Source organism: Candidatus Laterigemmans baculatus (assembly GCF_010367455.1).
GTDB lineage: Bacteria > Planctomycetota > Planctomycetia > Pirellulales > Pirellulaceae > Laterigemmans > Laterigemmans baculatus.
In genome coordinates this window covers 56778-82995 of the sequence record NZ_WRPR01000112.1, presented here as the reverse complement: position 1 = coordinate 82995, position 26218 = coordinate 56778, and the positions used below count along the sequence as shown (strand labels likewise).

The 26218-nt window shown below is 64.0% G+C and carries 17 protein-coding genes; 14 read left to right on the top strand and 3 right to left on the bottom strand.

The annotated features are described in order from the left end of the window. Positions 1–382: 382 nt before the first annotated feature. From GNK13_RS18410 to GNK13_RS18395, 4 genes are read left to right on the top strand one after another with little or no spacing between them, the layout of a single operon-like run. On the top strand, positions 383–1552 hold the full coding sequence (locus GNK13_RS18410) for a hypothetical protein (protein ID WP_164104020.1): 1170 nt from the start codon (positions 383–385) through the stop codon (positions 1550–1552). Continuing rightward, positions 1546–3246: a formylmethanofuran dehydrogenase subunit A gene (locus tag GNK13_RS18405; protein WP_235935330.1), complete on the top strand. Its 1701-nt coding sequence runs from the start codon at positions 1546–1548 to the stop codon at positions 3244–3246. The genes GNK13_RS18410 and GNK13_RS18405 overlap by 7 nt, the downstream gene beginning before the upstream one ends. Continuing rightward, the gene (fhcD, locus tag GNK13_RS18400) at positions 3246–4142 is read left to right on the top strand and encodes a formylmethanofuran--tetrahydromethanopterin N-formyltransferase (protein WP_164104018.1); all 897 of its coding nucleotides are present in this window, start codon (positions 3246–3248) and stop codon (positions 4140–4142) included. The genes GNK13_RS18405 and fhcD overlap by 1 nt, the downstream gene beginning before the upstream one ends. Then, the gene (locus tag GNK13_RS18395; protein WP_164104017.1) at positions 4139–5002 is read left to right on the top strand and encodes a formylmethanofuran dehydrogenase subunit C; all 864 of its coding nucleotides are present in this window, start codon (positions 4139–4141) and stop codon (positions 5000–5002) included. Before fhcD ends, GNK13_RS18395 begins: the two co-directional genes overlap by 4 nt. Here GNK13_RS18395 and GNK13_RS18390 read toward each other — a convergent pair. After that, positions 4970–6409 carry an acyltransferase family protein gene (locus tag GNK13_RS18390; protein ID WP_164104016.1) on the bottom strand — a complete coding sequence of 480 codons (1440 nt, stop codon included), beginning with the start codon at positions 6407–6409 and terminating at the stop codon, positions 4970–4972. The two genes, GNK13_RS18395 and GNK13_RS18390, sit on opposite strands and share 33 nt — an antisense overlap. 239 nt (positions 6410–6648) lie before the next feature. Between GNK13_RS18390 and GNK13_RS18385 the strand changes: the two genes are divergently transcribed. From GNK13_RS18385 to GNK13_RS18350, 8 genes are all read left to right on the top strand, one after another. Continuing rightward, a complete protein-coding gene (locus GNK13_RS18385) occupies positions 6649–8289 on the top strand; it encodes a HEAT repeat domain-containing protein (protein ID WP_164104015.1) in 1641 nt (546 codons plus the stop codon). Positions 8290–8594: 305 nt separating this feature from the next. Continuing rightward, the gene (locus tag GNK13_RS18380) at positions 8595–10508 is read left to right on the top strand and encodes a CocE/NonD family hydrolase (RefSeq protein WP_164104014.1); all 1914 of its coding nucleotides are present in this window, start codon (positions 8595–8597) and stop codon (positions 10506–10508) included. A gap of 179 nt (positions 10509–10687) precedes the next feature. Beyond that, entirely contained in the window at positions 10688–12232 is a 1545-nt protein-coding gene (locus tag GNK13_RS18375) for an arylsulfatase (RefSeq protein ID WP_164104013.1), read from the top strand. A 102-nt stretch (positions 12233–12334) separates the two neighbouring features. Beyond that, the gene (locus tag GNK13_RS18370) at positions 12335–14824 is read left to right on the top strand and encodes a hypothetical protein (protein ID WP_164104012.1); all 2490 of its coding nucleotides are present in this window, start codon (positions 12335–12337) and stop codon (positions 14822–14824) included. Then, the gene (locus tag GNK13_RS18365; protein ID WP_164104011.1) at positions 14821–15969 is read left to right on the top strand and encodes a multiheme c-type cytochrome; all 1149 of its coding nucleotides are present in this window, start codon (positions 14821–14823) and stop codon (positions 15967–15969) included. Before GNK13_RS18370 ends, GNK13_RS18365 begins: the two co-directional genes overlap by 4 nt. Positions 15970–16321: 352 nt before the next feature. Further along, positions 16322–17404, top strand: a complete 1083-nt coding sequence (locus GNK13_RS18360; RefSeq protein WP_164104107.1) for a DUF1559 domain-containing protein — start codon at positions 16322–16324, stop codon at positions 17402–17404. 112 nt (positions 17405–17516) lie between these two features. Beyond that, a complete protein-coding gene (locus GNK13_RS18355) occupies positions 17517–17687 on the top strand; it encodes a hypothetical protein (RefSeq protein ID WP_164104010.1) in 171 nt (56 codons plus the stop codon). 237 nt (positions 17688–17924) lie between these two features. Next, on the top strand, positions 17925–20081 hold the full coding sequence (locus GNK13_RS18350) for a sodium:solute symporter family protein (protein ID WP_164104009.1): 2157 nt from the start codon (positions 17925–17927) through the stop codon (positions 20079–20081). 326 nt (positions 20082–20407) lie between these two features. On the opposite strand, the gene GNK13_RS18345 is transcribed toward GNK13_RS18350, so the two are convergent. Further along, positions 20408–22342, bottom strand: coding sequence for a sulfatase-like hydrolase/transferase (locus GNK13_RS18345; protein WP_235935329.1), 1935 nt, complete (start codon positions 22340–22342; stop codon positions 20408–20410). A gap of 91 nt (positions 22343–22433) precedes the next feature. Next, entirely contained in the window at positions 22434–23615 is a 1182-nt protein-coding gene (locus tag GNK13_RS18340) for a right-handed parallel beta-helix repeat-containing protein (protein ID WP_164104008.1), read from the bottom strand. A 389-nt stretch (positions 23616–24004) separates the two neighbouring features. On the opposite strand from GNK13_RS18340, the gene GNK13_RS18335 reads away from it, so the two are divergent. Then, a complete protein-coding gene (locus GNK13_RS18335) occupies positions 24005–24784 on the top strand; it encodes a hypothetical protein (protein WP_164104007.1) in 780 nt (259 codons plus the stop codon). Then, the gene (locus tag GNK13_RS18330) at positions 24759–26198 is read left to right on the top strand and encodes a sporulation protein (protein ID WP_164104006.1); all 1440 of its coding nucleotides are present in this window, start codon (positions 24759–24761) and stop codon (positions 26196–26198) included. The genes GNK13_RS18335 and GNK13_RS18330 overlap by 26 nt, the downstream gene beginning before the upstream one ends. The last annotated feature ends 20 nt before the right edge of the window (positions 26199–26218 follow it).

The following is a 26218-nucleotide window of genomic DNA, read 5'->3' as shown; positions in this document are numbered from 1 at the left end:
CGGCGGTGTTGAGGGGGGCGAACCTTCAAACATCGCCCTCCCCCCAGGGGTCGTGCAGTTTTCCGGTCCCCTCTCCCCCGCGGCTTGGCTGCGAACGAAAGTTCTGCAGCCAAGCCGTGGGGGAGAGGGCTAGGGTGAGGGGGCCGGTTGCCAGCCGCTAAGACCCCCTCACCCCAACCCTCTCCCCCAAAGAGAATCGCGAAAATGTTCGGGGGTGAAGGTCTAGCGATTGCCGCGATTCCCTTCGGGGGAGAGGGGGCTAGAAACTGCCCGACCCTCCCGGGGGGAGGGTGGTGGTTGGTCCACGGCGCCTACATGGCATGAGCCCAGGAAACTACATTGGGGCTCCCCTCTCCGTTCCTGCTCTCGCCAAAGCCCGCCGATGCTCGCCACGTGTCCGTTTTGCCCGCTGCGCTGCGACGATCTGGTCGTCCGGGCTGAGGGGACGCACTTGGTTCCGCACGAAGTCGATTGCCCTCGCGCCCACGCGGGTTTCGCAGGCGTTGCTGCGGAGTCCGCACGGCTCAGCAGCCTCGCCGCTTGGCGGACCGCCTCGGTGCTGGCCGAGTCGATCGCTGACCGCGTCGCCGGCGCGGCAAGCCTGCGGATCAGCGGCACGATCATCGACATCACCACCGCGCGGGCGGCTGTCCGCTTGGCCGCGGCCTGCGGTGGCGTCGTCGATGCCGCCGAATCCGTTTCCTCCGCCGCGATGCGGCGAGCCATCGAACGCGAGGGAGTCGTCGCGGCGACCCTTGCGGAGCTCTCCCAGCGTGCCGACTCGGTCGTGCTCCTCGGCGATCCGTCCGACGAGTGCCCGCGACTGGTCGAACGCTTCCTTGCCCCAAGTCCCGCCCCACCCGCCCGTGTCGGGGAGCGGGCCCGCCGCCGCTTCCTCTCGCTCGGCGAGTCTCGAATCGCGGGCCTACCGGGCGAGCGATACACGCACATCGAAGTCGCCCGCGGCGATCTGCATCGCCTGCTCGCCGAAGCGAGGGGAGCCTTGCGGGTGGGCAAAACCGACTCGAGCGGCATCGCGACGTGGCTCGCCGACGCCACCTACAGCGGTTGGCTGTGGTCCTCCGAAGCGCTCGACCCGCTGGCCGCCGGAACCCTCGTCGGACTCTCGACAGAGTTGAACCGCGAGCGGCGAGCGGTGTTGGTCTCGTTGGCGAGCGACACCACGCTGCGGAGCGTGTCGACTTGGCTGAGCGGGTTTTCCGGACCCGTCGATTTCGGCAGCGGGGCTCCGCAGTTGCTGGAAAACTCGACTCCGGCCGAGCTCACGCTCTGGCTGCAGCCGTACCCGACGGCGCCACCTCCGCCGCTGGAGGACACCTTCTTAATCGTCCTGGGGATGGCCGACGCGGAGCTGGCCGAGCGAGCCGACGTCTATCTTCCCGCCGGTGTTCCGGGAGTCGATTTCGCCTCCAGCACCTACCGTGGCGACGCTGCGGTATGCCTGCCGCTGCACGCCTTGCTCGACCGCGGGCTTCCTTCGGCCGCGGAGGTTCTCGGGGAACTCCAACTGCGGAGGACCGATCGGTGCTGATCGAATTAGCGGGCGGCGCGGTCTACGATCCGCGGCAGAATTGGGCGGGTGACATTCGCAATCTGTACATCGAGGACGGACGCCTGCGGGGCGACGTCCCCCAGCCCAGCGAAGTCGACGTCCGCTACGATCTGAGCGGCCACGTGGTGATGGCCGGAGCGATCGACCTGCACACGCACATCGGCGGCGGCAAGACGACGATCGCCCGGATGCTGCTCCCCGAGCTGCTCGCCGCTGGTTACCGAGCCGAGCGACCCCGCGGAGAAGCGGTGGGCCACGGAGTACAACAGGGGGGCGGGCTTCTCTGGAACGGTCCGGATGGCTTTTTGCCCTCAGCGCCGGTCGCCGGCCGCCGCTACATCGAAATGGGCTACACGGCTTGTTTCGAACCGGCGGTGCTGCCGAGCAATGCCCGCGGCGCCCATGCCGAGCTGGCCGACACGCCGCTGATCGACACCGGCGGATACGTGATCCTCGGCAACGACGACGTGCTGCTCGGAATGCTTCGCGATGGTGTCGAGCAATCGCTGATCAATGCCTACGTCGCCTTCATGGTCACCGCGACGCAGTGCATCGGCGTGAAAGTCGTCAACGCCGGAGGGATCAATGCGTTCAAGTACAACCAGCGGATGTTGGATGTCGACGATCCCCATCCGACTTACGGCGTGACGCCCGGAGAAGTGATTCGGCGACTGGCTCGAGCCGTCGAAGAGATCGGCTTGCCGCACCCGCTGCACGTCCACGGCAGCAATCTCGGCGTCGCCGGGAACATCGAATCGACTTTAAAAACGATCCGGGCCGCCGACGGTCACCGCATCCATCTAACCCACGTGCAGTTCCACAGCTACGGGAAAGAGGGACCGCTGGGCTTCTCCTCGGGAGCCGAACAAGTGGCCAAGGCGGTGGCGGAAAACCCCAACGTGACGATCGATGTCGGGCAAGTGATGTTTGGCCAGACCGTCACGATCTCCGCCGACACGATGCACCAATTCCAAGGGACCGGCCGGGCGACTCCTCGCAAGAGCGTAATCCTCGACATCGAGTGCGAAGCGGGCTGCGGCGTGGTCCCCTTCCGTTATCGCCATCGCCGCTATGTGAACGCATTGCAATGGGCGATCGGCTTGGAGTTGTTCCTGATGGTCGACGATCCGAGTCGCGTGTTCCTGACGACCGACCATCCCAACGGCGGACCCTTCACCACGTATCCGCACTTGATCCGCTTGCTGATGGACCGCTCGTTCCGAGCCACGGCGCTGGCGGAAATCCATTCCGATGCGGCCGCCGCGAGCCAATTGAGCGGACTCGACCGCCAGTACACGCTACGGGACATCGCGACGATGACTCGCGCCGCACCGGCCGACCTGTTGGGGCTCGGCGACTTGGGGCACCTCTCGGCTGGAGCGGTCGCGGACGTGACGGTCTATCGGCCTGACGACGATATCGAAGCCATGTTCGCCCGTCCGACGCATGTCTTTCGCCGAGGGAAACTGGTCGTCCGCGACGGTCGGTTGGTCGATTCGGTCGACGCAGCGATCACGCACACGGTCCGTCCGGCGATCGACCCGGGGCTACAAAGTCGACTGGCCGAGCGGTTCGCCGCCGCTGGTGGGATGTCGATGCGTTCGCTCCGAATCAGCGACGATGAACTCGCCTCATCGATCCTCTCCCGCCCCGAGATCCATCCCTGCCGCTGATGCAAATCCGCTCCGTAACAATCGCTCCGACATTTGCCGAAGCCTTCGACATGAAGGCGACTCGGGTCATCGTAACCGCTGCCGATATGGGTTGGGCTCGCGACGCGGCGGCGGCGATGACCGGCTTCGGAACGTCGGTCGTGGGCTGCGGGATCGAGATCGCGGTCGAGCGGGAACTAGCGCCCGAGGAAACACCGGACCATCGTCCGGGAGTCGCGATTCTGGCTTTCGGCGTCTCGGGCCAGTCGCTCGAAAAGCAGCTCCCGCTGCGGGCCGGCCAGTGCGTACTGACTTGCCCGACGACCGCCCTGTTCGCAGGAATCGATGGTGAGAAGCGGGTCCCCCTTGGCCGCACTCTCCGCTACTTCGGCGACGGTTATCAGATCTCGAAATCGATCGGCGGCCGGCGGTACTGGCGGGTGCCCGTGATGGATGGCGAGTTCCTGTGTGAAGAAGACACGGCTCGCGTCGATGCGGTCGGCGGCGGCAACTTTTTTCTAATTGGCGAGTCGATCGAAGTCGTCGCGCTCGCCTGCCGGGCCGCCGTGGCGGCGATCCGCCCGCTCCCCGACGTGATCACCCCGTTTGCAGGCGGGGCGACGCGAAGCGGATCCAAAGTCGGATCGAAGTACCCGGCGCTGGTCGCCTCGGTCAACGAGGCCTATTGCCCCACGCTCCGCGGCGCCGTCGACTCCGGCTTGGATGCGCGGAGCAACGCGGTCCTGGAAGTCGTCATCGATGGGCTCACGCCGGGAGCAGTCGCCGAAGCGATGCGGGTCGGGATCCACGCAGCCTGCGAGGCGGCTGGCGAGCGAGGGTTACTGGAGATCACCGCCGGAAACTACGGCGGCAAGCTCGGACGCCACTGCTTTGATCTCCACGAGGTGCTCGCATGACGCTGACCCTCCGGCTGCGGTCGACGCCTCCCACAGCGCTCGACGTCTCCTCGCTCACGCTCGAACGCCTCGGCCCGCTCTCGACCGACCAGATTCGGCGGCTGCCGCTACGGATCGGTTGCCAAGCGACCGATGTGGCGACGTGGTTCGACGTCGCGGGGCGGGCCGATGAGAAGCTCGGCTTCGAAGGCGATTGCCGCCGCATCGACGGCATCGGCACCGCCTGGGCCGGAGGCGAGCTGGTCGTCGAAGGCTCGGCCGGAGCTCAGCTCGGTCGCCGCATGTCGGCCGGAATCGTCCGCGTGCAAGGCTCCGTCGGCGCCCTGGCCGCCTCGGGAATGCGCGGCGGAGTCATCGAAATCGCAGGCGACGCGGGCGAAGCGCTCGGCGGCCCCCTCCGCGGCGAACGGACAGGAATGCGAGGCGGTCGCGTCGTGGTCCAGGGCAATGCAGCCGCGGCGACCGGGCACCGCATGCGGCGGGGCACGATCCTCATCGGTGGACAAGCCGGCCCCCGCTGCGGATGGGAAATGGTCGCCGGCACGATCGCCGCCGGAAGGGTCGACTCGACCGATCTCGGCTTCGCGATGCGGCGAGGGACGATCCTGATCCTTGCCGCTGCGATCTCCGCCTCCGCCGCGACTCCCTCAGCCGCCGATCCACCCCCGCCGGTGCGTCCCCCGTGCTTCACCCCGCCGACAGCCGCTCCGAGCGGGTTCCTCCAACTGCTGTTGGACGACCTCGCACGTGGTGCAGGGACCGAGACCGCGGCGGCCATCGAGCAGCGTCGCTGGGACGGCGGATGGCTGCGGAGTCTCGGCGACTTGTCACGCGGCGGGCTTGGCGAGGTGATTTGGTAGCCCCCCGCTATCTGCCAACCCGCCGCTATCTGCCAGCCCCCCAAACGCCACGGTGGACGCCGCGGCCGCTTCGGCTGCTTCTCCACGAGACTCGGAGCTGTGGCCCGATCCGGGGCGTTTGTGCCGCGAGCCCTTGCGAAACTCCGAAGGGGTCCCCAGCCAACGAGCCACCGGTGAGCGGCGGACGAGCACCTCGAACGTGAGCCCGGAAAACAACAGCGCAACGGCCGTCGCGATCACGACTTTCAGCTCCGGTGCCAACTGCGGGGCGTAGACTTTCAAGTCGATGTGGATCAGACCGATCACCGGGTGATGGATCAGGTAGACCCAAAACGAAGCGGCCGCGGCATAGCGCAGGCGACGACCTCCGATCCAGCTCGGGCGAAGCGTGGTCGTGCGGGACGCCCAACCGACCAGCCCGAGCGACAACGTCCATGCGGTGACGACCGTCACAGCGGTCGCCAGCAACCGCAGCGGGACTCCACCGCGGCCTTCGAGCCATCCGTAGCCGAGTCCCACCCCGACCGCGGTCGCGGCCAAGCCGCCTAGGGTCAGCGGCAACGCCCACCGCCGCGTCCACTCGAGAAACCGGGGCTCAGCCGCGAGCAGCAATCCGCCGACGAAGTACGTTCCACAGTAAATCCACTTCGAGGGAACGGGCAGGAAGGCGTGCTGAAAACCGAACACCACTTCCGGGACCGCGGCCAGCGTCACCCAGCCCACCAGCGCGAGCCCCGCTAGCATCCCGACCAGCGAGCTCGTCCGCCGACTCCTTAGGCTCCCTCGCCCCCGCCGCGCAGCGAATCGCGGGGGAGAGGGTTGGGGTGAGGGGCGAGGTTTTCTGACAGAGCCCAACCACCGCGCTGCCCGCACGGCGGCGACCGCGGCGACGCAGTAGAAGAACAGATAGTGCAGGAACCACAGGTGGCTGAGCCCCCACAACCCATCGTCGACGCCGGGATCGAATTTCAGGCTCCGCATCTTGCGCAGCGCGATCTGCCCTTCGATGACCCAGCCGAGCAGCCACGTGTACAAGTCCATCGGCAGGATCAGCACGGCGGCGAAAGCCAACGGCCCGAGCAACCGCACCGCCCGATGTTTCACGAATCCGCGGTCGCCGTGCCGCTGCCACAAAGGAAGTGCGAAGAGTCCTGCGATCATCAAGAACAGCGGCATGATCGACAGCTCGATCCCCCATCCCACCGCGTCGGCAATCGCACTCGGCTGGTCGAACACCGGCCAAGTCAGCCCGGGCATCGGGTGAGCCAAGTAGGGAGCCGTGGCGTGCAGAACGACGACGGCCACCGCAGCCCCAACCCGCAGCAGATCGAAACCCGCCAGCCGCTCGCTGGCTGAGGCACTGGCGGGCGGAGTCGTTACGGCAGGGGCTGGGCGGGCCTGAGTCATACCACGGAACCGGGCGAGGGAGGCTGGTAGCATCGGTGGCCATTCGCCATGCACACTCACCAAATCCTCCCGGCAAATCAAGACCAGAATCGGGGGAGGGGGCAGATATCGGCCCTCGATTTCACCCTCCCGCCGGGAGGGTGATGGATTGGGCCACCTGAAGCCACAGGGGCCTCCCGGCTGCAGCTTGCCGGACGTATATTCGCTTGTGCCCGAAACGCTCAGACGAATTGCAAAACGTGTCCGAAATCCAAATCTCCGAGGCCGTGCAATCGTTGCTCGGGGCCGACGCCGATCGCGTTGCAGCCGGGGCGACGCTTCAACAACTTGCCGCGGCCGAACCGGCATCGCTCCCCGACCTGATCATCCAATTGCGGGAGCGGGCCGAACGGCTGGACTCCTCCGACCCGGCGATCCTGGGCGGTTTGCTCCGCGTCCTGCAGCAGCTCGCCGCGCGGGCGGTTGCCAGTGAGCCGGCCGCAAGCGACGCCCCCGCGACGGCGACGCCCGAACCTTCACGTGAGCCTTCTTCGAGCAGCTCGCCGGAGGAAACGACGCCGGGCTCCAGCCGCGGATCGGTGCTGGCGAAGATCGACCCGGCCGCGATTCGCACCCTCGCCCAGTCCCTCCCCGAGCGGACTCCCAACCGCCATCTGCTGCTGTATCTGCTAGCGGCGGCCCGAACTGCCGCGTCGCTGCAGATGCTCGCCGAGCTGCTGGCTACCTCACCACCGGACGACTGGATGGCGGTGGGACAAGTGCTCAGCCCGCTGATGCAGCATCGCGACTGGGAGCCGAGCGACTTCTTTCCCGCCGCCTTCGATGCACTTTCCCACCCCAGTGCCGCCGCGCCGATCCTCGACTTGGCCAACTTTCTAACTCGCACCGGTCGCGTCAGCGAACATCCGGGAAGCAGTCGAGGCGAGACGCTCGCGGCGCTGCTCGGTGGGGTCTCCGGTCGACTCGGGCAATTCGAAGAGGACCCGAGGAGTTTTGGCAGCACGGTCGAGGAGGTTCAGAAGGTCTTGTCCGAAGCGGTGGCGCTGGCGGTCTCGCTCTGCGACGCGTTTGGCTTGATCGGCTGGGAGGGAGCCATCCCCAAATTGAATCAAGCCATGGAGCTGGCCCATCGCCGCGTCCAAAGCGAAGCGGCCGGTGCGCTCGCGCGCCTTGGCAACGAGGAAGGCCGCGAACGCTTGCTGGCCCTCGCCGCTGAACCTTCGACCCGGCTCCGCGTGATGGCTTACGCCGAGGAACTGGGCTTCGCCGACGCAATTGCGGAAGAGTACACGACCGACGAAGCGCGGGCCGAAGCCGAGATGGCGCTCTGGCTTTCGCAGCCCCAGCAGATGGCGGTGCCGCCCACGGCCGTCGAAGTCATCGATCGGCGGACGCTGTACTGGCCAAGCTACGCATCGCCGACCGACTGCTTCCTCGTCCGCTTCGAATACAACCTGGGCGAGCGAAACTACTCGAACGTCGGGATCACCGGGCCGATGGTCCACGCCGTCGGAGCCGATGTGGCCGATCTGCCGGTCGACGACATCTATGCAATCTACGCCGGCTGGCAAGCCGAGCACGAAGACATCTTCACCGTTCCCGCCGAACGCTGGAACGCGGCCCAGAAGCGGCTGGCCAAACCGCTGGTCGAGCACCTCGACCGCATGGGCTTTGAACAGCTCGAGCCGGTACTGCTCGGCTTCATCTTGGACGAACATGCCCTCGTCGCCCGCGCAGTCCGCGACGAGACCGCCTGCCTGGTCGTCACCGATGGCTTGGAAGTGATCGACCACCCGACGCAGGGCCGCCAACGCCCGCTCGGCACCGAGGAGATCTGGAATCTGTTCCTCGGCCGCAAATTGCTGCGCACGTTCAACTAAACTGAGCGTTCCATAGCAGTCCGTTCGCTGCAACATTGTTTAACGGCAAGCCGAAGGCGACTGTGTTTGATCAGCCGCCAGGCGCTAGCCCCCGGTTCTCCGAAACCTCAACGACACCCTCCCCCCGGGAGGGTCGCGAGGAACGAGCGGGGAGGGCGATGCGAGACGCAGAACCCGGAGCGAACATGGATTCAGCTGGCCCTCCCCGGGCCTAAGAGCCCGACCCTCCCGGGGGGAGGGTAATGATTAGCCGAACGTCTGTTGCAACCTCCCGCCTCCCACCCATATCTCGGAACCAGCGCGCCATGCCTCATCGATTGGTGTTCCGTCCCTGCGTGTTGTTCACGCTCCTCTTGATCCAGGCCTGGATCGGTCCTTCGTGGACGACGCCGCCGTCGGTTCAGGCCGCGGACTTCATCGTCGAGCGCGACGTGATGGTCCCGATGCGAGACGGGGTTCGCTTGGCAACCGATATCTATCGTCCGGCAAAGAACGGCAAACCGGTCGAAGAAGCGCTGCCGGTGATCCTCACGCGGCTTCCTTACAACAAGGACGGGTCCGAGACGGCCGGCGTCTACTACGCGACGCACGGGTACGTGTTCGTCGCCCAAGACACGCGAGGCCGCTATAAATCCGAAGGCGTCTGGCACATGCTGACCGACGACGGCCGCGACGGCGTGGACTGCGCCGCCTGGATCGGTGAGCAGCCCTGGTCCAACGGCCGAATCGGGATGATTGGCACCTCCTACGTCGGCGGAACCCAGCACGCGATGGCGCTGGCCGGCGCTCCCGAACTCGTGACGGTGATCCCGGTCGATGCGATGTCGAACCTCGGCCGCCAGAGCCTGCGGAACGCCGGTGCGTTCGAGATGCGATTCTGGAACTGGATCTTTTTGAATGGCGGTCGTGGCAGCAACGCAGCGACGGACCCGGGAACCGCCGAAGTCCTTAAAGAGATGGCCGACCAGCGTTTCACCTACCTTCGGAATCTTCCCACACGCCGCGGCATGACGCCGCTCAAACTTTCGTCCGAGTATGAGGAGTGGCTGATCTCCGCCATGGAGCATGGAGCCAATGATGAGTTTTGGGCGCAAAACAACATCGTCGACGCCCCGGAAAAATACAAAGACATCCCGGTCTATCTCGTCTCGGGTTGGTATGACTCCTGGGCCGGAAACAACACGGCTAACTTCATAGCGCTCAGCAAAACCATCAAGGGCCCGGTCTACATGATCATGGGTCCGTGGATTCATGGTCGGCAGTCGAGCTACACCCACGGCCAAGTTTCCTTTGGTCGCGACGCGGCGATCGCCGACCAGTGGGCATGGCGCAAGGAATGGTACGACCATTGGCTCAAAGGCATCGATAATGCGGTCGGCAAAGAAGCTCCGTTCGCCACTCCGGTGCGAATCTTCGTGATGGGAACCGGCGACGGCGGCAAGGACGACCAAGGCCGAATCGAGCATGGCGGGTATTGGCGAGACGAGCACGAATGGCCGCTCGCCCGCACCGTCTACACCGACTACTACCTCCACGGCGACGGCGGACTGGCCACCAAACCACCCAAGGGCGACTCCTCGACAACCCAGTTCCAATTCGATCCCAACGATCCCGTCCCTACGATCGGCGGTAACATTTCCTCCCACAACGACATCCTCCTCCAAGGAGCATGGGATCAGAAAGGTGGACCGCACGTCTGGAATTTCTTCGATCCAATTCCTCTCTCAGCGAGGAACGACGTCCTCGTCTTCCAGTCCGAACCACTCCAAGAAGATCTCGAAGTGACTGGTGAGATTGAAGTCCGCCTGCACGCCTCGAGCTCGGCGGTCGATACCGACTTCACCGCAAAATTGATCGATGTCTATCCACCCAGCGCCGAATGGCCGGGAGGCTTCGACTTGAACATCGGCGATGGCATCGTCCGGGGGCGGTTCCGCGAATCGCTGAAAGAAGAAAAGCTCATGGAGCCGGGCGAGGTGTATGAGTTCACGATCAAGCTCTACCCGACGTCGAATGTGTTTAAAAAAGGACATCGCATTCGAGTCGATATTTCGAGCTCAAACTTCCCCCGTTTCGATGTCAATCCCAACAGCGGCGAGCCCCTCAATCGCCACCGACTGATAAAGACGGCGACACAGACGATCTACCACGACGCGACGCATCCGAGCCGCATCATCCTGCCGGTGATCCCCGCAGAAACCGTGGACGCGTCGCGGTAAAACTGGCTGTTGTGACAGAGCCCCAGTACGCCCGTAGCACCAGAGCATAGATCAGCCGCCGGGCGCTAGCCCACGGTTCCTCGCGACGCCCTCGAACCGGACGCTAGCGCGTGGCGGCTGAGGAGAGCCCGCGATAGTAAGCACTCCCTTCACCTCCCTCCCACCCTGCGAGAACTTCCATGCGTTGTTTGACCGCAATTGCAATTCTGCTTCTAGGCGTCTGCTTGGGCCGCGACGCCTGTGCCGACGAATCGCGTGCGAGCGAGACGAACAGCGCTGACCGCGCTCGCATGAATGTCGTGTTTATCTTGGCCGACGATCTCGGCTGGGGTGAGCTGGGATGTTATGGCCAGGAGAAGATCCCCACTCCGAACATCGATCGCTTGGCCGCTCAAGGCGTTCGCTTCACTCAGCACTACACCGGCGCGCCCGTCTGCGCTCCAGCTCGTTGCGTGCTTTTGACGGGACGGCACCTGGGCAATGCGGAAATTCGCAGCAATCTTTCCGCCCCCAAAGTTCTTCCGCAATTCGATGAAGGGCAGTATCCCATCTCGGCTGAAGCCGTCACGATCGCCGAAGCGTTTCGCGAGGCAGGTTACACGACCGGCGCAATGGGAAAGTGGGGACTCGGTCCGGTCGGCAGCAGTGGAGATCCGAACGACCAAGGTTTCGACTTGTTCTTCGGTTATAACTGCCAAAGCGTCGCCCACAGCTTCTACCCACCTCACTTGTGGCGAAACCGCGAACGGATCGTGATCAACGAGAATCCGATCCCTGGACACCAGAAACAACCCAAGGGCGAAGTTCGGCTCGAGGACTGGATCGGCGAAACCTACGCGCCGAAATTGATGATCGCCGAGGCGGAAAAATTCATCGAAGCGAACCGATCCAAACCTTTCTTTCTCTATCTCCCCTTCACCGAGCCGCATGTGGCAATGCACCCGCCCAAGGATTCGGTCGAAAAATTCCCCGAGGCCTGGGATGATAAGGCCTACCGCGGCCAAAATGGATATCTTCCCCACCCGCGTCCCCGAGCGGGCTACGCAGCGATGATCTCGGACCTCGATGGCTACGTGGGCCGAGTGATGGCCACGCTGGAAAAAACGGGAGTCGCCGACCGGACGCTCGTCGTGTTCACGAGCGACAATGGGACAACTCATCCGCGAGGCAACGACCCGCGATTCCACGTGGGAGGAGTCGACGGCGAATTCTTCAATAGCACCGCGGGGCTGCGAGGTTATAAGGGAAGCGTTTATGAAGGAGGCATCCGCGTGCCCATGATCGTTCGCCTGCCCGACGGAAGCCAGGCTGGCACGGTTGAAGAGGCACCGAGTTACTTTGCCGATTGGTTCCCCACGCTGTGCGATGCGGCGGGACTGTCGAGGCCGGCGAATCTGGACGGTGAAAGCATCTGGTCGGTGATCAATGGAGAACCGGCTCCGGAGTCGCGGAAGCCGATGGTCTGGGTCTTCACCGGGTATGGCGGACAAGTGGCGGTACGGATCGGAGACTTCAAAGTGGTTCGGCAGAACTTGCATTCCAACAAGCCCGGAAACTGGGAGGTCTACAACCTCCGCCGCGACCCGGCGGAGTCGCAGGACATCGCTGCCGAGCAGGAGGAAATCATCGCCGCGGCGAAGGAGATTCTCCGACGAGAAACGGCGGAGAACGAGCGGTTCCCGATCACCATCCCAGGGGTGACCGACGTCGCGGCCACCCGCTGAGCCGTCAGCCATGCAGCGTCGCGGTGAGCCGACGGCGCTAGCCGCGGGTTCGGTCGCGTCGGCGAACGGATCGAACCCGCAGTCCATCGCCGCTACAATGCGATGTTGTTTCAGGACGCAAACCGGATTGAGCCCGAGGCTCGCGCCGACGGCTCGAAGGATGCGAAAATCCAGGCGCGGCGGCTGGTCGTGCGTCACCCCGTCAGTTATCCCATGGCCCAGCCGCAGCGATCCGCAAAAGCTCGACGGTCCGCACCGGCCCGAGCCTCGGCGTCCGATCTTGGTTCAGCGGCCAACACGACTCCCAGCAAAACGCAGCGGCGGCTCGACCTTCTGGGGCTGGTTTTAGCGTTGAGCGTCGCCGCGGTTGCGGCGCTGCAGCCAATTTGCAGCGAGGATCTGTGGTGGCAGCTGAGCCGGGGCCGCCAAGTCCTGCTCGGTTCGGTGCAGCCGAGCGCGGACCTGCTGACGCTCGAAACGGCGCGGGAAGCGGATTGGCTCGGCGGCGTCCCCGGCTATCTGCTGTACGCGGCTCTGGGGGCCGGCGGTCTGATGGTGGCTCGCCTCGCCATCGTGACCTTCCTGGCCTGGCGTTGGATTGCAGCCGGGCGATTCGAAGCCTTGCTCACGGGCGGCTTGGCACTGCTGGCGATTTCCCCGGCACTTAGCCCACTCCCGGGCGGGTTTGATGTGATCGCGATCGTGCTCCTCATGGCGTGGTCGAGCAGGGCCCGGTCGCTGATCGCCGAGCAACGCTCCGATCGCCAGGAGCTCGCCGCCGCGCAGCCATTGCTGCGGCGCCATCTGGCATGGCTCGGGCTGCTGTTTTTCGCCTGGGGCAACTTGGGCGGGGGAATCGGTTTGGGGGCCGGGCTGCTGCTGGTCACCGCCACCACTGCGACCCTGCTGAGGCAATCCCTGACGTTCCGCTTCGGCTCGCTCGCCCTGCTCGTCGCGGGGGTTGCCGGCAGTCTTAATCCTCGAGGCCTGGGAGCCTGGTCCGACTCGGTTCGGTTGCTATTTCCAGCCGCGACCGTTTCGCCCGCGGTGCTCGAGCAGACGCCCTGGGCACCGCTGCCGAGCGCCGCCTGGGGCTTTCCGTCGCTCGCGCTACTCATCCTGACGCTCCTTTGGCTCGCGCGGTGCGTCGGGGCTGCGCGGCTGGGCTCGATCCCCCTGGGAGCGGTGTCGGGAGAACGTCGCACCCGCGCTGTCCAATTTCTGTTCGTGCAGGGTCTCGCCTGGTTTTCGGCGGCCAACGTCCCACTCGCGATCGCGTGGCTGGCGAGCGATTTGGTCGACCGCTGGCGGATCGCCTCGGAGCACCACGACGGCAAGAGTTCGCAAGGTGCTGGAGTCGCCCTTGCGACCGCCGCCGCTCTGATCCTCGCGATGTTTTTCAGCGGGCGGCTCGACTCGCTCGGCTGGGGCATCGACGCCCGGCTCGACCCTCGGCTGCTGGAGATTGCCCTGGCCGAGACGCGTCCGGCGGGGACTGCCTTCGCTGACGATGTCCGCAGCGGGGGGATGTTGGCCTGGACGCTTCCTCCGGTGAGTGACAGGCCCGGCCTGCGACTGCAGGACGTCCCGAGCCGAGCTTTGATCGGCGGTCGCTTGGCCGAGCACCAGCATTTGCTCGTGGACCTGCGCACCGGCCGGCAGACGCGGTACTGGCGGCAAGATCGCTCGCCGGGCGGCTTTTGGCTCGCCCTGCAGCTCCGCAACACGTCGCTGCTGTGCATTTCGAGCGATCGTTTTGAGCTTGTCCGAGCCCTCGAGCCGACGATTTGGAAGCCGCTTTCGCTCGACTCGCCCGTGATCCCCTATGCCCGGGCAGGGGACGCAGCGTACGCCGACCAGTTGCTCGCCGTGCTTCGCTACCGTCAACTGGTCAATCTCGATCCGTGGACTTACGTCGTTCCTCCCTCGAGCGGATCGGAGTTCGACCGCGACCTGTTTGGGCTGCGGGAAACGGCCGTCGGCGAGTCGCTGCTCGTCCGGCAAGCTCGCACGTTTCGAGCCATGGAGCTCCATTACGCCGCCCTCCGGGTGCTGTTCGTCGGCCGCCAACGGTGGCCGCAGAGCGGGGCCATCGAAGCCGAGATCCGCCACTGCCAAGAGGAGCTGGCTCACCAGGAACGGCGGGTCGCCGGCCAAGCGAGTTGGCTGCGGGACTGGGCCGCACAGAGCAGCGACATCGAACAGCTCGAGCCTCGCGACCCACCGCGGCTCGGCCGGCCCAGCGCCCTGCTCGCAGCCGCAACCAAGCCCGCAGAACCGCCTGAAGTGGACGCCGACGAGCAGGAGACGGAGGCGAAACGCACGCTACTCAGCCAGCTGCGGGTTTACTGGGCGGATGGCCCCGCGGCAGCCCTGCAAGCAGCTGGCGAGCAAGCTCACCGCTCCGCAGCGCCGCCGCCCGCCGCCGCGGTTTCCCCCCACCCGCAACTCGCCTACGCTTGGGTGTGTTGGGCGATCGAGAGCGGCCAGCACGAGTTCGCCCAGGAGCTCGGCCGCAGCCTCACGGCTCGTCCGCTCCCGCCGAACCTTCGCATCTTGGTCCAGTACCGGATGGAGGATGCAGAACAGTGAAGACCGCGGCACTGACCTTCCTGGCCCTGGGGCTGATCATCGCCGGAGCGATCTGGTGGAGCCACGCGGCGACGCTGCCTGGTCCCGTGGTCGCAGCCGAGACCGAGCTGGTCAAAACGCAGACATGTGCCGAGTGCCATCCGGGAGTGGTCGAGGACTTTGCCACCGCTCCCCATGCGCGGACGCTGCATCGCGTCGCTGGCTCCGAGTGGCTCGACCGGTTCGCGGGCCGCTCGGTGGAGCTCGAAGGGCGGCGGTTTCGCTTCGAGTCGATCGGCGACGAGTTGTGGTTCGCCGCCGACGACGTCCCATTCGCGATCGAAGTCGATTGGATTTTTGGTTCGGGGCAGCATGCGCTGACGCCAGTTTCGATCGACCCGGATCTCGACGGCCGTCCCAACTTGACCCAGCTGCACGTCTCGTGGTTCCGCGACGGCAGCATCGGCCGCACACCCGGCAGCGACCGGATCGCCGATGGTCCACCGACGCTCGGGCTGCACCACGACGCCGCCGAGACCGAGCGTTGCTTCGGCTGTCACGCCAGCTGGCTGCCGCAGCCCGAGGGGCGGATGGAGCTGGAGCACGCGGTGATCAATCTCGATTGTTCGCGGTGCCATCCCGGGGCAGCCCGCCATGCTGCCTCCGACGGCGAGCTGGCCTTGGGAGTCGACTGGGACCAGCTGAGTCCGCTCGAGTCGATCAATCGCTGTGGCGAGTGCCATCGCCGGGTCGATGAGTTCACGCCCGACGAGCTGACGCCCGCCCACACCCACCTGGTTCGCTTCGCTCCGGTCGGACTCGCCCTGAGCCCGTGCTTTAAAGTCGCCAACGATCCGGAGCAGGGGGAGGGCTTTCCCCGCTTCGATTGCCTCAGTTGTCACGATCCCCACCTGCCGACGCGGACCGCACCGGAGTACTTCAATGCCCAGTGCCGGCAGTGCCATGGAGACGTTTCGCCCGCAGCGATCCTGGATCGCGTCGCCTCCGATTCAGCGGCCGCGCATGCCCGGCCGCTCGCCTCGCAGCGGGCCGCTCCCTGCTCGGCGGAGCCGCTCGATTCCTCCTGCATCGAGTGCCACATGCCCAAGAGCCAGATCGTGCCGGGGCTCTCGTTCACCGACCACTGGATCCGGGTTCGCGAGTAGGCGCATGGCGGTTTAAGACGCCGTAGCAGTCCCTTTAGCAGCGTTCGCTGCCCCAGAATTTTGTTGACCCCTACTCTCGGCTGGCGTAAAACCGAGTAGATGGGGATCTAGGTTGTGAGGATCTTCCGGATTTAGAAACGACGTCGGACCCCACTGCGGGCCTGGCTTCTGCGACCGCGGTTGTAACCCGCTCGCACTTCTGATAGGGCGCTCAGCGGCCTATTTTCCTTTCCGGATTCTCCGTGCCGCCCCACCCTTGTCCGCGGCAGACTGCTTCCGATGCGACCACACCGGCCATTTGGCGAAGCCTTCTTCCGCGACCTTTTCCTTCTTTCATTTTTGAGGTCTTTAGATGGATGCATCGAGAAGTACTCGGCGCGGCTTTACGCTCGTAGAGCTGCTCGTGGTGATCGCGATCATCGGCGTGCTGGTGGGACTGCTGCTCCCGGCGGTGCAGGCAGCTCGCGAAGCGGCTCGGCGGATGTCGTGCTCGAACAACCTGAAACAGCTCGGGTTGTCGCTGCACAACTACCACGACGTTTACCAGGCCCTACCTCCGCTGCGGGTGCGCGACAGCGTGCTGGCCACGGCGACGGGAACCTCCACCTGGAACACCAACAACATCAACTGGGCGGCTCGCGTGCTGCCGTTCATGGAGCAACAACCGCTGCATGACAACCTCGACTACACCATTCCCTACTGGTGGGACGACTCGTTTCAACCCAATGGCAACTTCGACGTTGCGCGACTGACCGTCGTCCCCAGCTTCCGGTGCCCGAGCGACGGCGGAATGGGGGGAGTCGCATGGACCGCTCCGGATGGGACTCGAGTCAGCGGCAGTCCGGCGAGTAGCGGGTGGGCTCACATCAACTACTTCGCCTCGGTCGGACCCGACTCCGGTACTACCGTGAACGGTTCAAACTGCTTGGGAATGTTCACGGAAATGTCCAATAGTTCCTCAGTCCGTGGCCAAACGACAACCTTTGCTTCGGTCACTGACGGTCTGTCCAACACCGTCGCCTTGGCCGAGAGCGTCATTGGCTTTCCTCGGCTTGCAGTGAACTCGTCATTGCGATCGCAAAGCGGATACGCGATTACACCCGTAACGGGCGACCTCGCTGCCGTAGCCAACGACAACGGTTGCGGCACTGGTTCACACGACACGAGCAGTTCTCGCGCCCGGGGTAACACGTGGCTGCGAGGCTATCACCCCTCGTCGATGACCTTCACGACGCTGATGGCCCCGAACTCCAAGCTTTGGGACTGCCACTCGAACAGCGGCGATGCCATGCATGCTGCCCGCAGCTTGCATCCGGGTGGTGTTCAAGTCGCGGTCGGGGACGGCTCGGTCCGGTTCGTGGGGGAAACCATCGACATCGTGCTTTGGCGGCACCTCGGCGGAATCAGCGACGGCATGGTGGCGCAGTTCCCCTGATCTCGCCTAGGCCGGTCCCATGGCGGCTTGCCCCGGCTATACTGTGCCGGGGCGGCCCGCCAGCCCCATCGAGTGTATCGGCAATTACTCTGAATCGTGGAGAAGGACTTTGATGACGCGACACATGCTTAAAACGTTTTCTCTGGTGTTCTGCCTGACGCTGGTCGCAGTTCCGCTGGTCGGTTGCGGTGGCGTGGAGTCGGAACCGCAGGGCGTGCCGATGTCCGAGGATCCTGACGCGGGGCTCGAAGGCGTGGACATGTCGGAGGAGCCGGGCGCCTAACGCTCCTCTCCCCGACCGCTAGCGCAACACTGCAGCGAAGACACCAACGGTCTTCGCTGCATTTTTTTTGCGCGGTACCGTTGCCAACCGACCCAACCCGGCTGCGACGGAGAGTAAACTCGGTCGTTTAACGGCGAGCCGAAGGCGTCGGTGTTTCGGAAAAGCAGTCGCCTTCGGCTTGCCGTTAAACGATTGGCTGTCCCGTCCCACCTCCCACCCGCCTTCTCTGGTACTCCGATGCAAATTCTCGACTACATCGTTTTGGTGCTTTACTTCAGCACGATGGTCGGCATCGGGATATGGGCGATGCGGCGTGTGAAGGGGCAGGAAGACTATTTCATGGGAGGCCGCGGCTTCGGCAAATTGCTGCAGACGTTCGCCGCCTTTGGTGCCGGCACCGGAGCTCACGAGCCGGTGACGGTCGGCCGCACCGGATGGACCAGCGGGCTCAGCGGAGTTTGGTCGGCGCTGATGTGGCTGTTCGTCACTCCGCTGTACTGGATCGTGGCGGTCTGGTATCGCCGGATGCGACATCTCACACTCGGTGACTGGTTCGTCGAACGGTATGAGTCTCGTTCCCTGGGAGCGGCTTATACGCTCTTCGCGATCGTCTTTTACATGTTTTATTTGTCGACCATGTTTTCGGCGGTCGCCAAATTCGCGGTCCCCTTGATTGGCATCGAGGAATACGCCGGGCTCGAATTGCGATACATCCTGGTCCCGTTGATCGCGGGGATCGTGATCATCTACGGCGTCCTGGGAGGCTTGACCGCGGCTTACTGGACCGACCTGATCCAGGGAATCTTCATCATTCTGCTTTCGGTGCTGCTGATCCCCTACGGCTTGAAGGCTTTGGTCGCAAAGTTTGGCGATCCAACTAGCGATGGCATGATGGAAGGCTTCCGGATCATGCACGAGCGGGTCTCCGGAGACTACTTCAGTCTCTTCGCTGGCCCGAGTTCGGGCGAATTTCCGTTGCACTACATCATCTCCTTGACGCTCCTCGTGACGGTGGGAATCGTCGTCCAGCCGCACTTCATCGCTACCGGCGGCGGTTCGGCCAAGAGCGAGGATGAGGCGCGGGTCGGGTTGCTGGTGGGCAATTTTCTGAAGCGGCTCTGCACGGTGGGCTGGGCGATGACGGCATTGATCGCCCTCGCGCTGCTGGCCGGAAACACAGAGATCGCGAATGATCCGGACCGCGTTTGGGGCGTGGCGGCCCGCGAGATCCTCGGCCCCCTGAATCTGGGGCTGGTCGGTTTGATGCTGGCCTGCCTGCTGGCAGCGATGATGAGCTCAGCCGATGCCTATATGATCGTCACTTCGGCGCTCGTCGTTCGCAATGTCTATGCAGCCTACATCGATCCGCATGCGACAGAGAAAAAGTATGTCGCCGTGGGCCGACTGACCGGCTTGATTATCATCATCGGCGCGGCTGGCCTGGCGCTGACCTATGCCGACGTGTTCGGGCAATTCAAGATGGCGGTGGAGCTGCCAATTCTGTTCGCCGCCCCCTTCTGGATCGGAATGTATTGGCGGCGGGCCAACCGCACGTCGGTTTGGGCAACGATCGGTTTTTCAGCGCTACTGTTCTTCATCCTGCCGACCCTGCTCCCGATGGTCGCCCCGTCGCTGCGCACCGACCCCCGTCTGACGACCACCACGCACGAAGTGACCCGCACGACGACGCGGCCGGTCACCGCATCGGATGTCGCCCAGCACGAAGCCTGGGAGCAAGCGGTCGCCGAAGCCCGGGAGCGCTATCAGGATCCCGAACGGTTGGACGAAGTTCTCAAGGCGATCGGGACCGAACCGGCCAACGCAGCGCTCGGTGAGCAGGCCGAGTTCACGACGAAGCGCGGGGGCCAGGCCATCTTCTGGGACAGCACGGTGCCGGTCGGCCAGCCGCAGCTGGAAGTCGTCGAAGAGTACGAAGAGGACAATACCCGCGTGACGGTCCGACGCCAAGCCGGACCGCTCGAGGGGCAGGGACCGCTGCGGCTCGACTTCCTCGTCTACCGGGGGCTGGGAGTCGACTTGGCGGCGGTCTCGCCGGCAACGCTCGAGACCCTGCGGCTCCCCTCGCGACTCCTGTTGCCGTTCGTGTTCCTGATCCTGGTCAGCTTCATCACGCCGCGCAACTCCGAGGCAACGCTCGACCGCTACTACGCCAAGATGAAGACCGAAGTGCATCCCGATCCGGCAGTCGATCACCAGCGGCTCGAAGAATCGTATCGCAACCCGAGCCGCTTCAACGATCGGCGGCTGTTCCCCGGCACGCAGCTCGAATTCTCCCGGCCGAGCGTGAAGGACATCGTCGGAGTCCTCGTCTCGATCGTCGTCGTCGGTCTAATCATCGCGCTGCTGATGGGCCTCGCCTCCATCGGAGCGTAATAGCTGGCCTGAGGGAAAACCACGAATGGTGGCCACGGAAGGACACGGAAAGGCACGGAAAGGGGAGGGACCGCGAATCGCACGGAGAACGCGGATGAAAAAGAAGGGGGAGGAACGGCAACCGGAAATGGGAAATCTCAGGTCTGATCGATCTGATCTTTCAGATTCCTTCGTGTCCTTCGTGGTGCCCCCTGAATCCGAGCACGAGCACGAGCACCGCTTCGCTGAGCACGAGCACAATTATTAACGACTTTCCCCCTTTTCCGTGCCGTTCCGTGTCCTTCCGTGGCCCCTGCCGGACTCTCAAATCTCAAACCTGAAACCTGCTACCTTTCCCCCCTAATCGTATTGAGCAATCGTCCGACGTAGCTTTCGGTTCGGGGCCCTTCTTGGCCGGAGGTATTGGGGAGAGCGGCGATGGTGGCGCGGACCGGTTCGGCCGTTTCGCCGAGCGCTTCGATGGCATTCAGGGCAGCCATCGCGGTGTATTCGCTGTGCTCGCGAACGTCGGACAGCTCGGCCAGCACTTGCAGAGCGCGGCCGCGCTGCTCGGGGCTGCCGTAGCGGGCGAGTCCTTCGGCCGCGGCAACGCGGACGTCGGGCGAGCGATCTTCCAGAGCGGCAAGCAGCGTCGCGCTGGCCGCCTCGGCAACCGCCTCGCCTCGAATCGTCAGCCCGAGCACCGCCCAGTAGCGGACGGCGGAATCGGGATCTGCGGTGGCGGCGAGCAATGCCTGCGTCGGGTTCTCGCGGCGATCCGAAGCCAGCTCGGCTATAGCCAGAACTCGCTCGACAGGATACTGCTGCGGATCCTGAGCCATCTCGTAGATCGTGGTCCCCTCGGCTCGCCGATGCATTTCGCCCTCGGGCAGCAATCCGACGTCACGCACTTCGAGCATCCAACCGCGAACCGCCGCGGCGAGTCGTTCGAGGGTTTCGGCGTGGGCGGGGTCGTCGGCCAAATTGACGACTTCGTCCGGGTCATTCGCCAGATCGTACAACTCGTGCACCGGCTTTTCTTTCCAGAACTTTGCTTGCACCTCGTCGAGCTTTCCTTCTCGGTGCATTCGTTCCCAGACCTGAGTCGTCGGCGTCTGAAACATATAAGAAACGTGCTGGCCGTAGATCTCGTGGGGCATGAAATGCCGCAGGTAGACGAAGCGTCCGTCGGTGACCGATCGCACGAGATCGATCCGCTCATCCATCCGCCCGCGGAAGCCGAACAGGTACTCATGGGCTGGCCCCGCGTGCGGCCCTAAGAAAGCCTCACCCTGCAGGTACTCCGGCGGCTCGACGCCAGCGAGGCTGAGCAGGGTGGGAGCGAAGTCGACGAACGAGACCAAGCGATCGCTGACCCCGTTCGCTCGGTAATCGGCCGGAGCCAGCTGGCGAAACGCTTCGGGGATGTGCACGATCAGCGGAACGCGGAGCCCGGAGCTGTACGGCCATCGCTTGCTCCGTGGCATCCCCGATCCATGGTCGCCGTAGTAGAAGATGATCGTCGAATCGCTCAGTCCGTCGGCCTCGAGCTCGGCCAAAATCTCACCAACGCCCGCGTCTATCTCGGTCATCTTGTCATAGTACTGAGCCCAATCGTGCCGCACCTCGGGAGTGTCGGGATGGTAGGCCGGCAGCGGCGCTTTGGCTGGATCGTGAACCAGCGTGTGCGGCCGTTTGCGGAGCTGACTTTCATGGCTGACGGTAATGTTAAAGACCGACAGGAAAGGCATCTCAGCCGAAGGTCGATTGCGCCAATGGGCCTGCCGATTGGACTGGTGCCAGAGGTCCTCGGGGGTCTTGACGTTGTAATCCGTCTTGCTGTTGTTGGTGCACCAGTAACCGGCCTGCCGCATCAGCGTCGGATAGAGCTCCATCGAGTCGGGCAGCTGCACGCGGCTCCGCATCGCCTGACCGCCCGTGCTGGTCGGATACATGCCGCTGATCAGGGCGGTCCGCGCCGGGGCGCAAACCGGAGCGTTGGACCAGCACGTCTGGTACCGCAAACTCCGCTCCGCCAAGCGGTCGAGATTGGGGGTGTCGGCGTACGCATCACCATAGGCCCCAAGCTGCGGGCCGTTGTCTTCGCTGGTGATCCACAGGATGTTGGGGCGAGGCGTCGCTGCACCGGCCGACTCACTCGCCGACTCACTCGCCGACTCACTCGCCGAGCAAAGCGACGCTCCGCCGCTCAACGAGCCTACCAGCCCCGCCAGCAGAACGAGCATCCAGCTCCCACTGCTCCAGTTCCAACCCTTCTTCATGACCGAATTCCCTCAGCTTGCATGGGTGAAAGCAATTGCATTGCCCCACTATAAACAACCTGCAGGCGAACCGATCCGCTCCGAGGGTTTCTTACTGCTTGTCCGCCTCGTCGGTCACCAAGACGTTGTTCGCTTCGTCGCCTTGCCGCTCGGCTTCGCTGCGGATCGGCGGCGTTTTGAGGCCGCTGAAGAGGTTTCCGGAGATGGCGACCGGCGAGGTGGTCTCGAGCAGGATTCCAGTCGCTTCGTTGGGGTTCTCCTCCAGGCTGGTCGATTCGGTCCCGCGGCGGGTTTTGCCGTCGCCGATATAAGAGTCGCTGAAGGCGTTACCAGTGATCGCGATCCGCCCAGAGTCTTTGCGGACGGCGACCGCGGCGTTCTTGACCAGCGGAAACGAGTTCCCGGTGACCGCACAACCGTGAGCGTCGCGGAGATCGATCCCGCCAGCAAAATCGTGAGCAATCACGTTAGCGGACATCGTGATTCCATAGCAGTCGCGGTCGATGATGATCGCCCATCCTTGGCATTCTTCGATCATGTTGCCCGACAACACGGAACCATACGTATTTTCGATGATCACGCCGTCACCCAGATGGTCATCGAGGTTATTGCCATTCATGGTGAGGTTAAAACCGTCGAGGCACCGCAACCCCGTTTGATTCTCCTCAAAATGGTTGGCCGAGACGACGATATCATGACACCCAATGAGATGAATGCCGTCGGCGGCGTTATAGGTGAGCAGATTGTCGCTGAGGCGTGGGTCTTCGTAACAGTGGTTCAGCAGAATACCGTGGCTTCCATGCTCGGTGAGGCTCAGGTCGTGGATGAAGATCTCTTCGATATAATGGGCTTCGATTCCCGCCCCACTTTTCTCGTTGCCCAAAATTCGCATTTCGGCCAACTCGACCCGCCATAACCGTTCGGCTTTTGGCGTTGCCCGGCCTGCGAACTCGGGTTTGCCGACGAGGATTGCCGGCTTGCCCTCTTCATTGGTATTGATCAACTGCGTGGCCGATCCGGCACCGACGATCGTGGTATCGGTCGTCCGAACTTGCAGCGGCTCACTGATTTCGAAGCGGCCCGGCGGGATCCGCACATAACCACCTTCGGCGGGAACGGCATCGAGAGCCGCCTGCAGCGAAGCGTATTCAGCCGCGTCGATTACTTTGGCGGCCCCGGGGAGCTCCGCGGCATTTGCGGCGACGGGAACGAGGCTCGCCGCCACCAACATCAGCCAGCGGGCGGAACGGAAAACGTTTGGTGAGAGCGTCATGGTGGGACTCGTGTTGGCGGGAAAAAGCATCAATTCAAAAGCATCCGACGCAACAGCACACGGCACTCCTCCGGCGAAAGAGCGAGTCCGCGCTGCGCTGCGAATGCCGTCGCCATCGTATCTTCCCCTCCGGCTGCCGCCAACGTTTTAACCGCTACAGATCCCGCAGCCCTCCGTTTAAAGTCGATGTTCCGCCAAGATTAAGGAAAAATAGAGAAGGGGGGAGCACGAAACAAAGCTCAAGGATCCCTGAGCCGACGGCGCTAGCCGCGGGTTCTGCAGCCGACGGCGCTAGCCGCGGGTTCTGCAGCCGAAACGATGGGCTCAAGAGGCCCGAGGCTAGCGCCTACGGCTCAAAGGGCCCGAGGCTAGCGCCTTCGGCTCACGATATGGGATCACGGGAATATGATTTGGAAACGACGGCGGCAGCGATGCGAATGAGCGAAAGCGTGGAGCTTCGATCAGCCGACGGAGGCTCGCTGGCCTGGCTCCCCTTGGCCCACCTGAATCTGCGTTACAACCCGTTTGGCGAATTGACCCGCCAGCAACGTGCTGCCGCGGCGGTCGTTGAAACCGACGAGCTCGTTCCTTGGATTCAGGCCGCAGAGCCGCACGCTCCCTCCCCATCAGCCGCTGAGGCCCGTCGGAGTACGAAAGCTTGCTCCATGCGGGCGCTACAGTTCATGGGGGACTGCGGGCGGGGCAAGACGACGCACCTGCTGACCCTGCAGACTCAGCTTCCCGACTCCGCCTATGTCTACCTCGCCGCCGACGCACCGACTCCGGCGATTCCCGTGGGCGTTCCGCTCTTGATCGACGAGGCGCAGCGACTGCCGTGGTTGGTGCGCCGCCGCGTCTTGCGACGCCGCGTGCCTTTGATCCTGGGCACCCATGTCGACCTCGCGGGCCCGCTCGAGCGAGCCGGCTACCGGGTGCGAACGATCGACGTCTCCGAGCACCTGGACGCCCGGCGGCTCGTGGAGATCCTCAATCGCCGGATCGAGCTCGCGCGACTGCGACCCGGCGAACTTCCTCGCATCAGTCAGCAGGATGCCGAACGATTGATTGGGAGATTTGGAAATAACATTCGCGCGATCGAATCCTACCTGTACGACCAGCTGCATATTTTGACGAGAACGAAGCATGGCAAAGTGCGATTTGTCGATTGAGATGGCCGACGGCGACCGCATCGTCCGCGGGGGCGAGCGCGTGCGTGGGACGGTCGTGGTCCGGCCCGACGGCGATTTTAATTGCAAGGGACTGCAGATCAGCACCCGTTGGGAAACCCATGGACGTGGCAATATCGATTCGGGCGAAGTCGATTCGGTGACGGCTTTTGAGGGCGAGTGGCGGGCAGGCGAGACCTACCGGTACGAGTTCGATCTCGCCAGCGGCACTTGGCCTCCGACCTATCACGGCAGCTTTCTGACGGTGGAGCATGTGGTTCGGGCCACCGCCAAACTGCCCTGGAAGTTCGATCCCACCGTGGCCCACCCGTTTCGCGTCTATGTGACTTCCGCTCCCGAGTCGGGAGCCCCGGAAGTGAAGGCGAAATCGAACGGCCCGATCGCGACTTTTCTGATCACCCTCTTTTTGATCGTGTTCGGGCTGGTCTTTTTGCTCAATCCGTTTTTCTGGTGCTTTGGGGCCGTCGTCGCCGTTTTCAGCGGCGGTTGGTGGTTCTTCCGCAAAGTCCTGCCCAAACGTCGGCTCGGTCCCGTCGAATTCCGACTCGATACGCCGCGCCTCAGTCCAGGCGAAACGGTCCGTGCGGAGTTGGTCGTCAAACCAAAGAAGAACATCACCCTCAACGGAATCACGATGCACCTGCACGCCAAGGAAGTTTGCGTTTCCGGTTCAGGGACCAACCGAACGACGCATGCGGAGACGGTGCACGAGGAACGGATCTCCGTGATGGCCGCGGGAGAATTGCAGGCTGACAAGGAACATCGCTTCCCGATCGAAGCGACGCTGCCGATGCGGCCCATCTATTCGATCGATTTGTCGGACAACGACATCGAGTGGACGGCGAAGCTCCGCATCGATATCCCCCGTTGGCCCGACTGGGTCGAGGAACAAAAAATCAAGGTGGTTCCCCCGACACAACCGGCCGCCGCCGCGGCACTGCTCCCTGGGGCCCGCGACGCCGAATTGGGGAACGACGCCTTTGCGGGGCTCGGCGAGCAAGGGAGCAATCCGTCCACTCCGCTGCCGCAGGATTCCCCTGAACCGGCAGGCGTCAGCTTCGAGGAAACGGTGAATCTAGTTTGGGCCAACCGCGAACAATTTGAGATGATCGACCAGGTGGTCGAAGCGGTGCAGGGCCTCGTGATGAACGTATCGGTCGACATCGAGCGCCGAAGCCTCTACGCCGACTCCGACGAACCCTCCTTCGCCGACCGCGAGGGAACGAATTTCCTGGCGACTTATCCCGATCCGCCGCAGCCAATCATGCTGCACATCAGAGGCCTCTCGCTCTCCCAGGTCGCCGACATCGAGCGACAGAAACGCTGGAGCGGACCAGCCCAAATTGTCGGCTACGACCGCGACGAACGAAGACTGCTGGTGAAGAGTGAAGAGTGAAGAGTGAAGAGTGAAGGGTG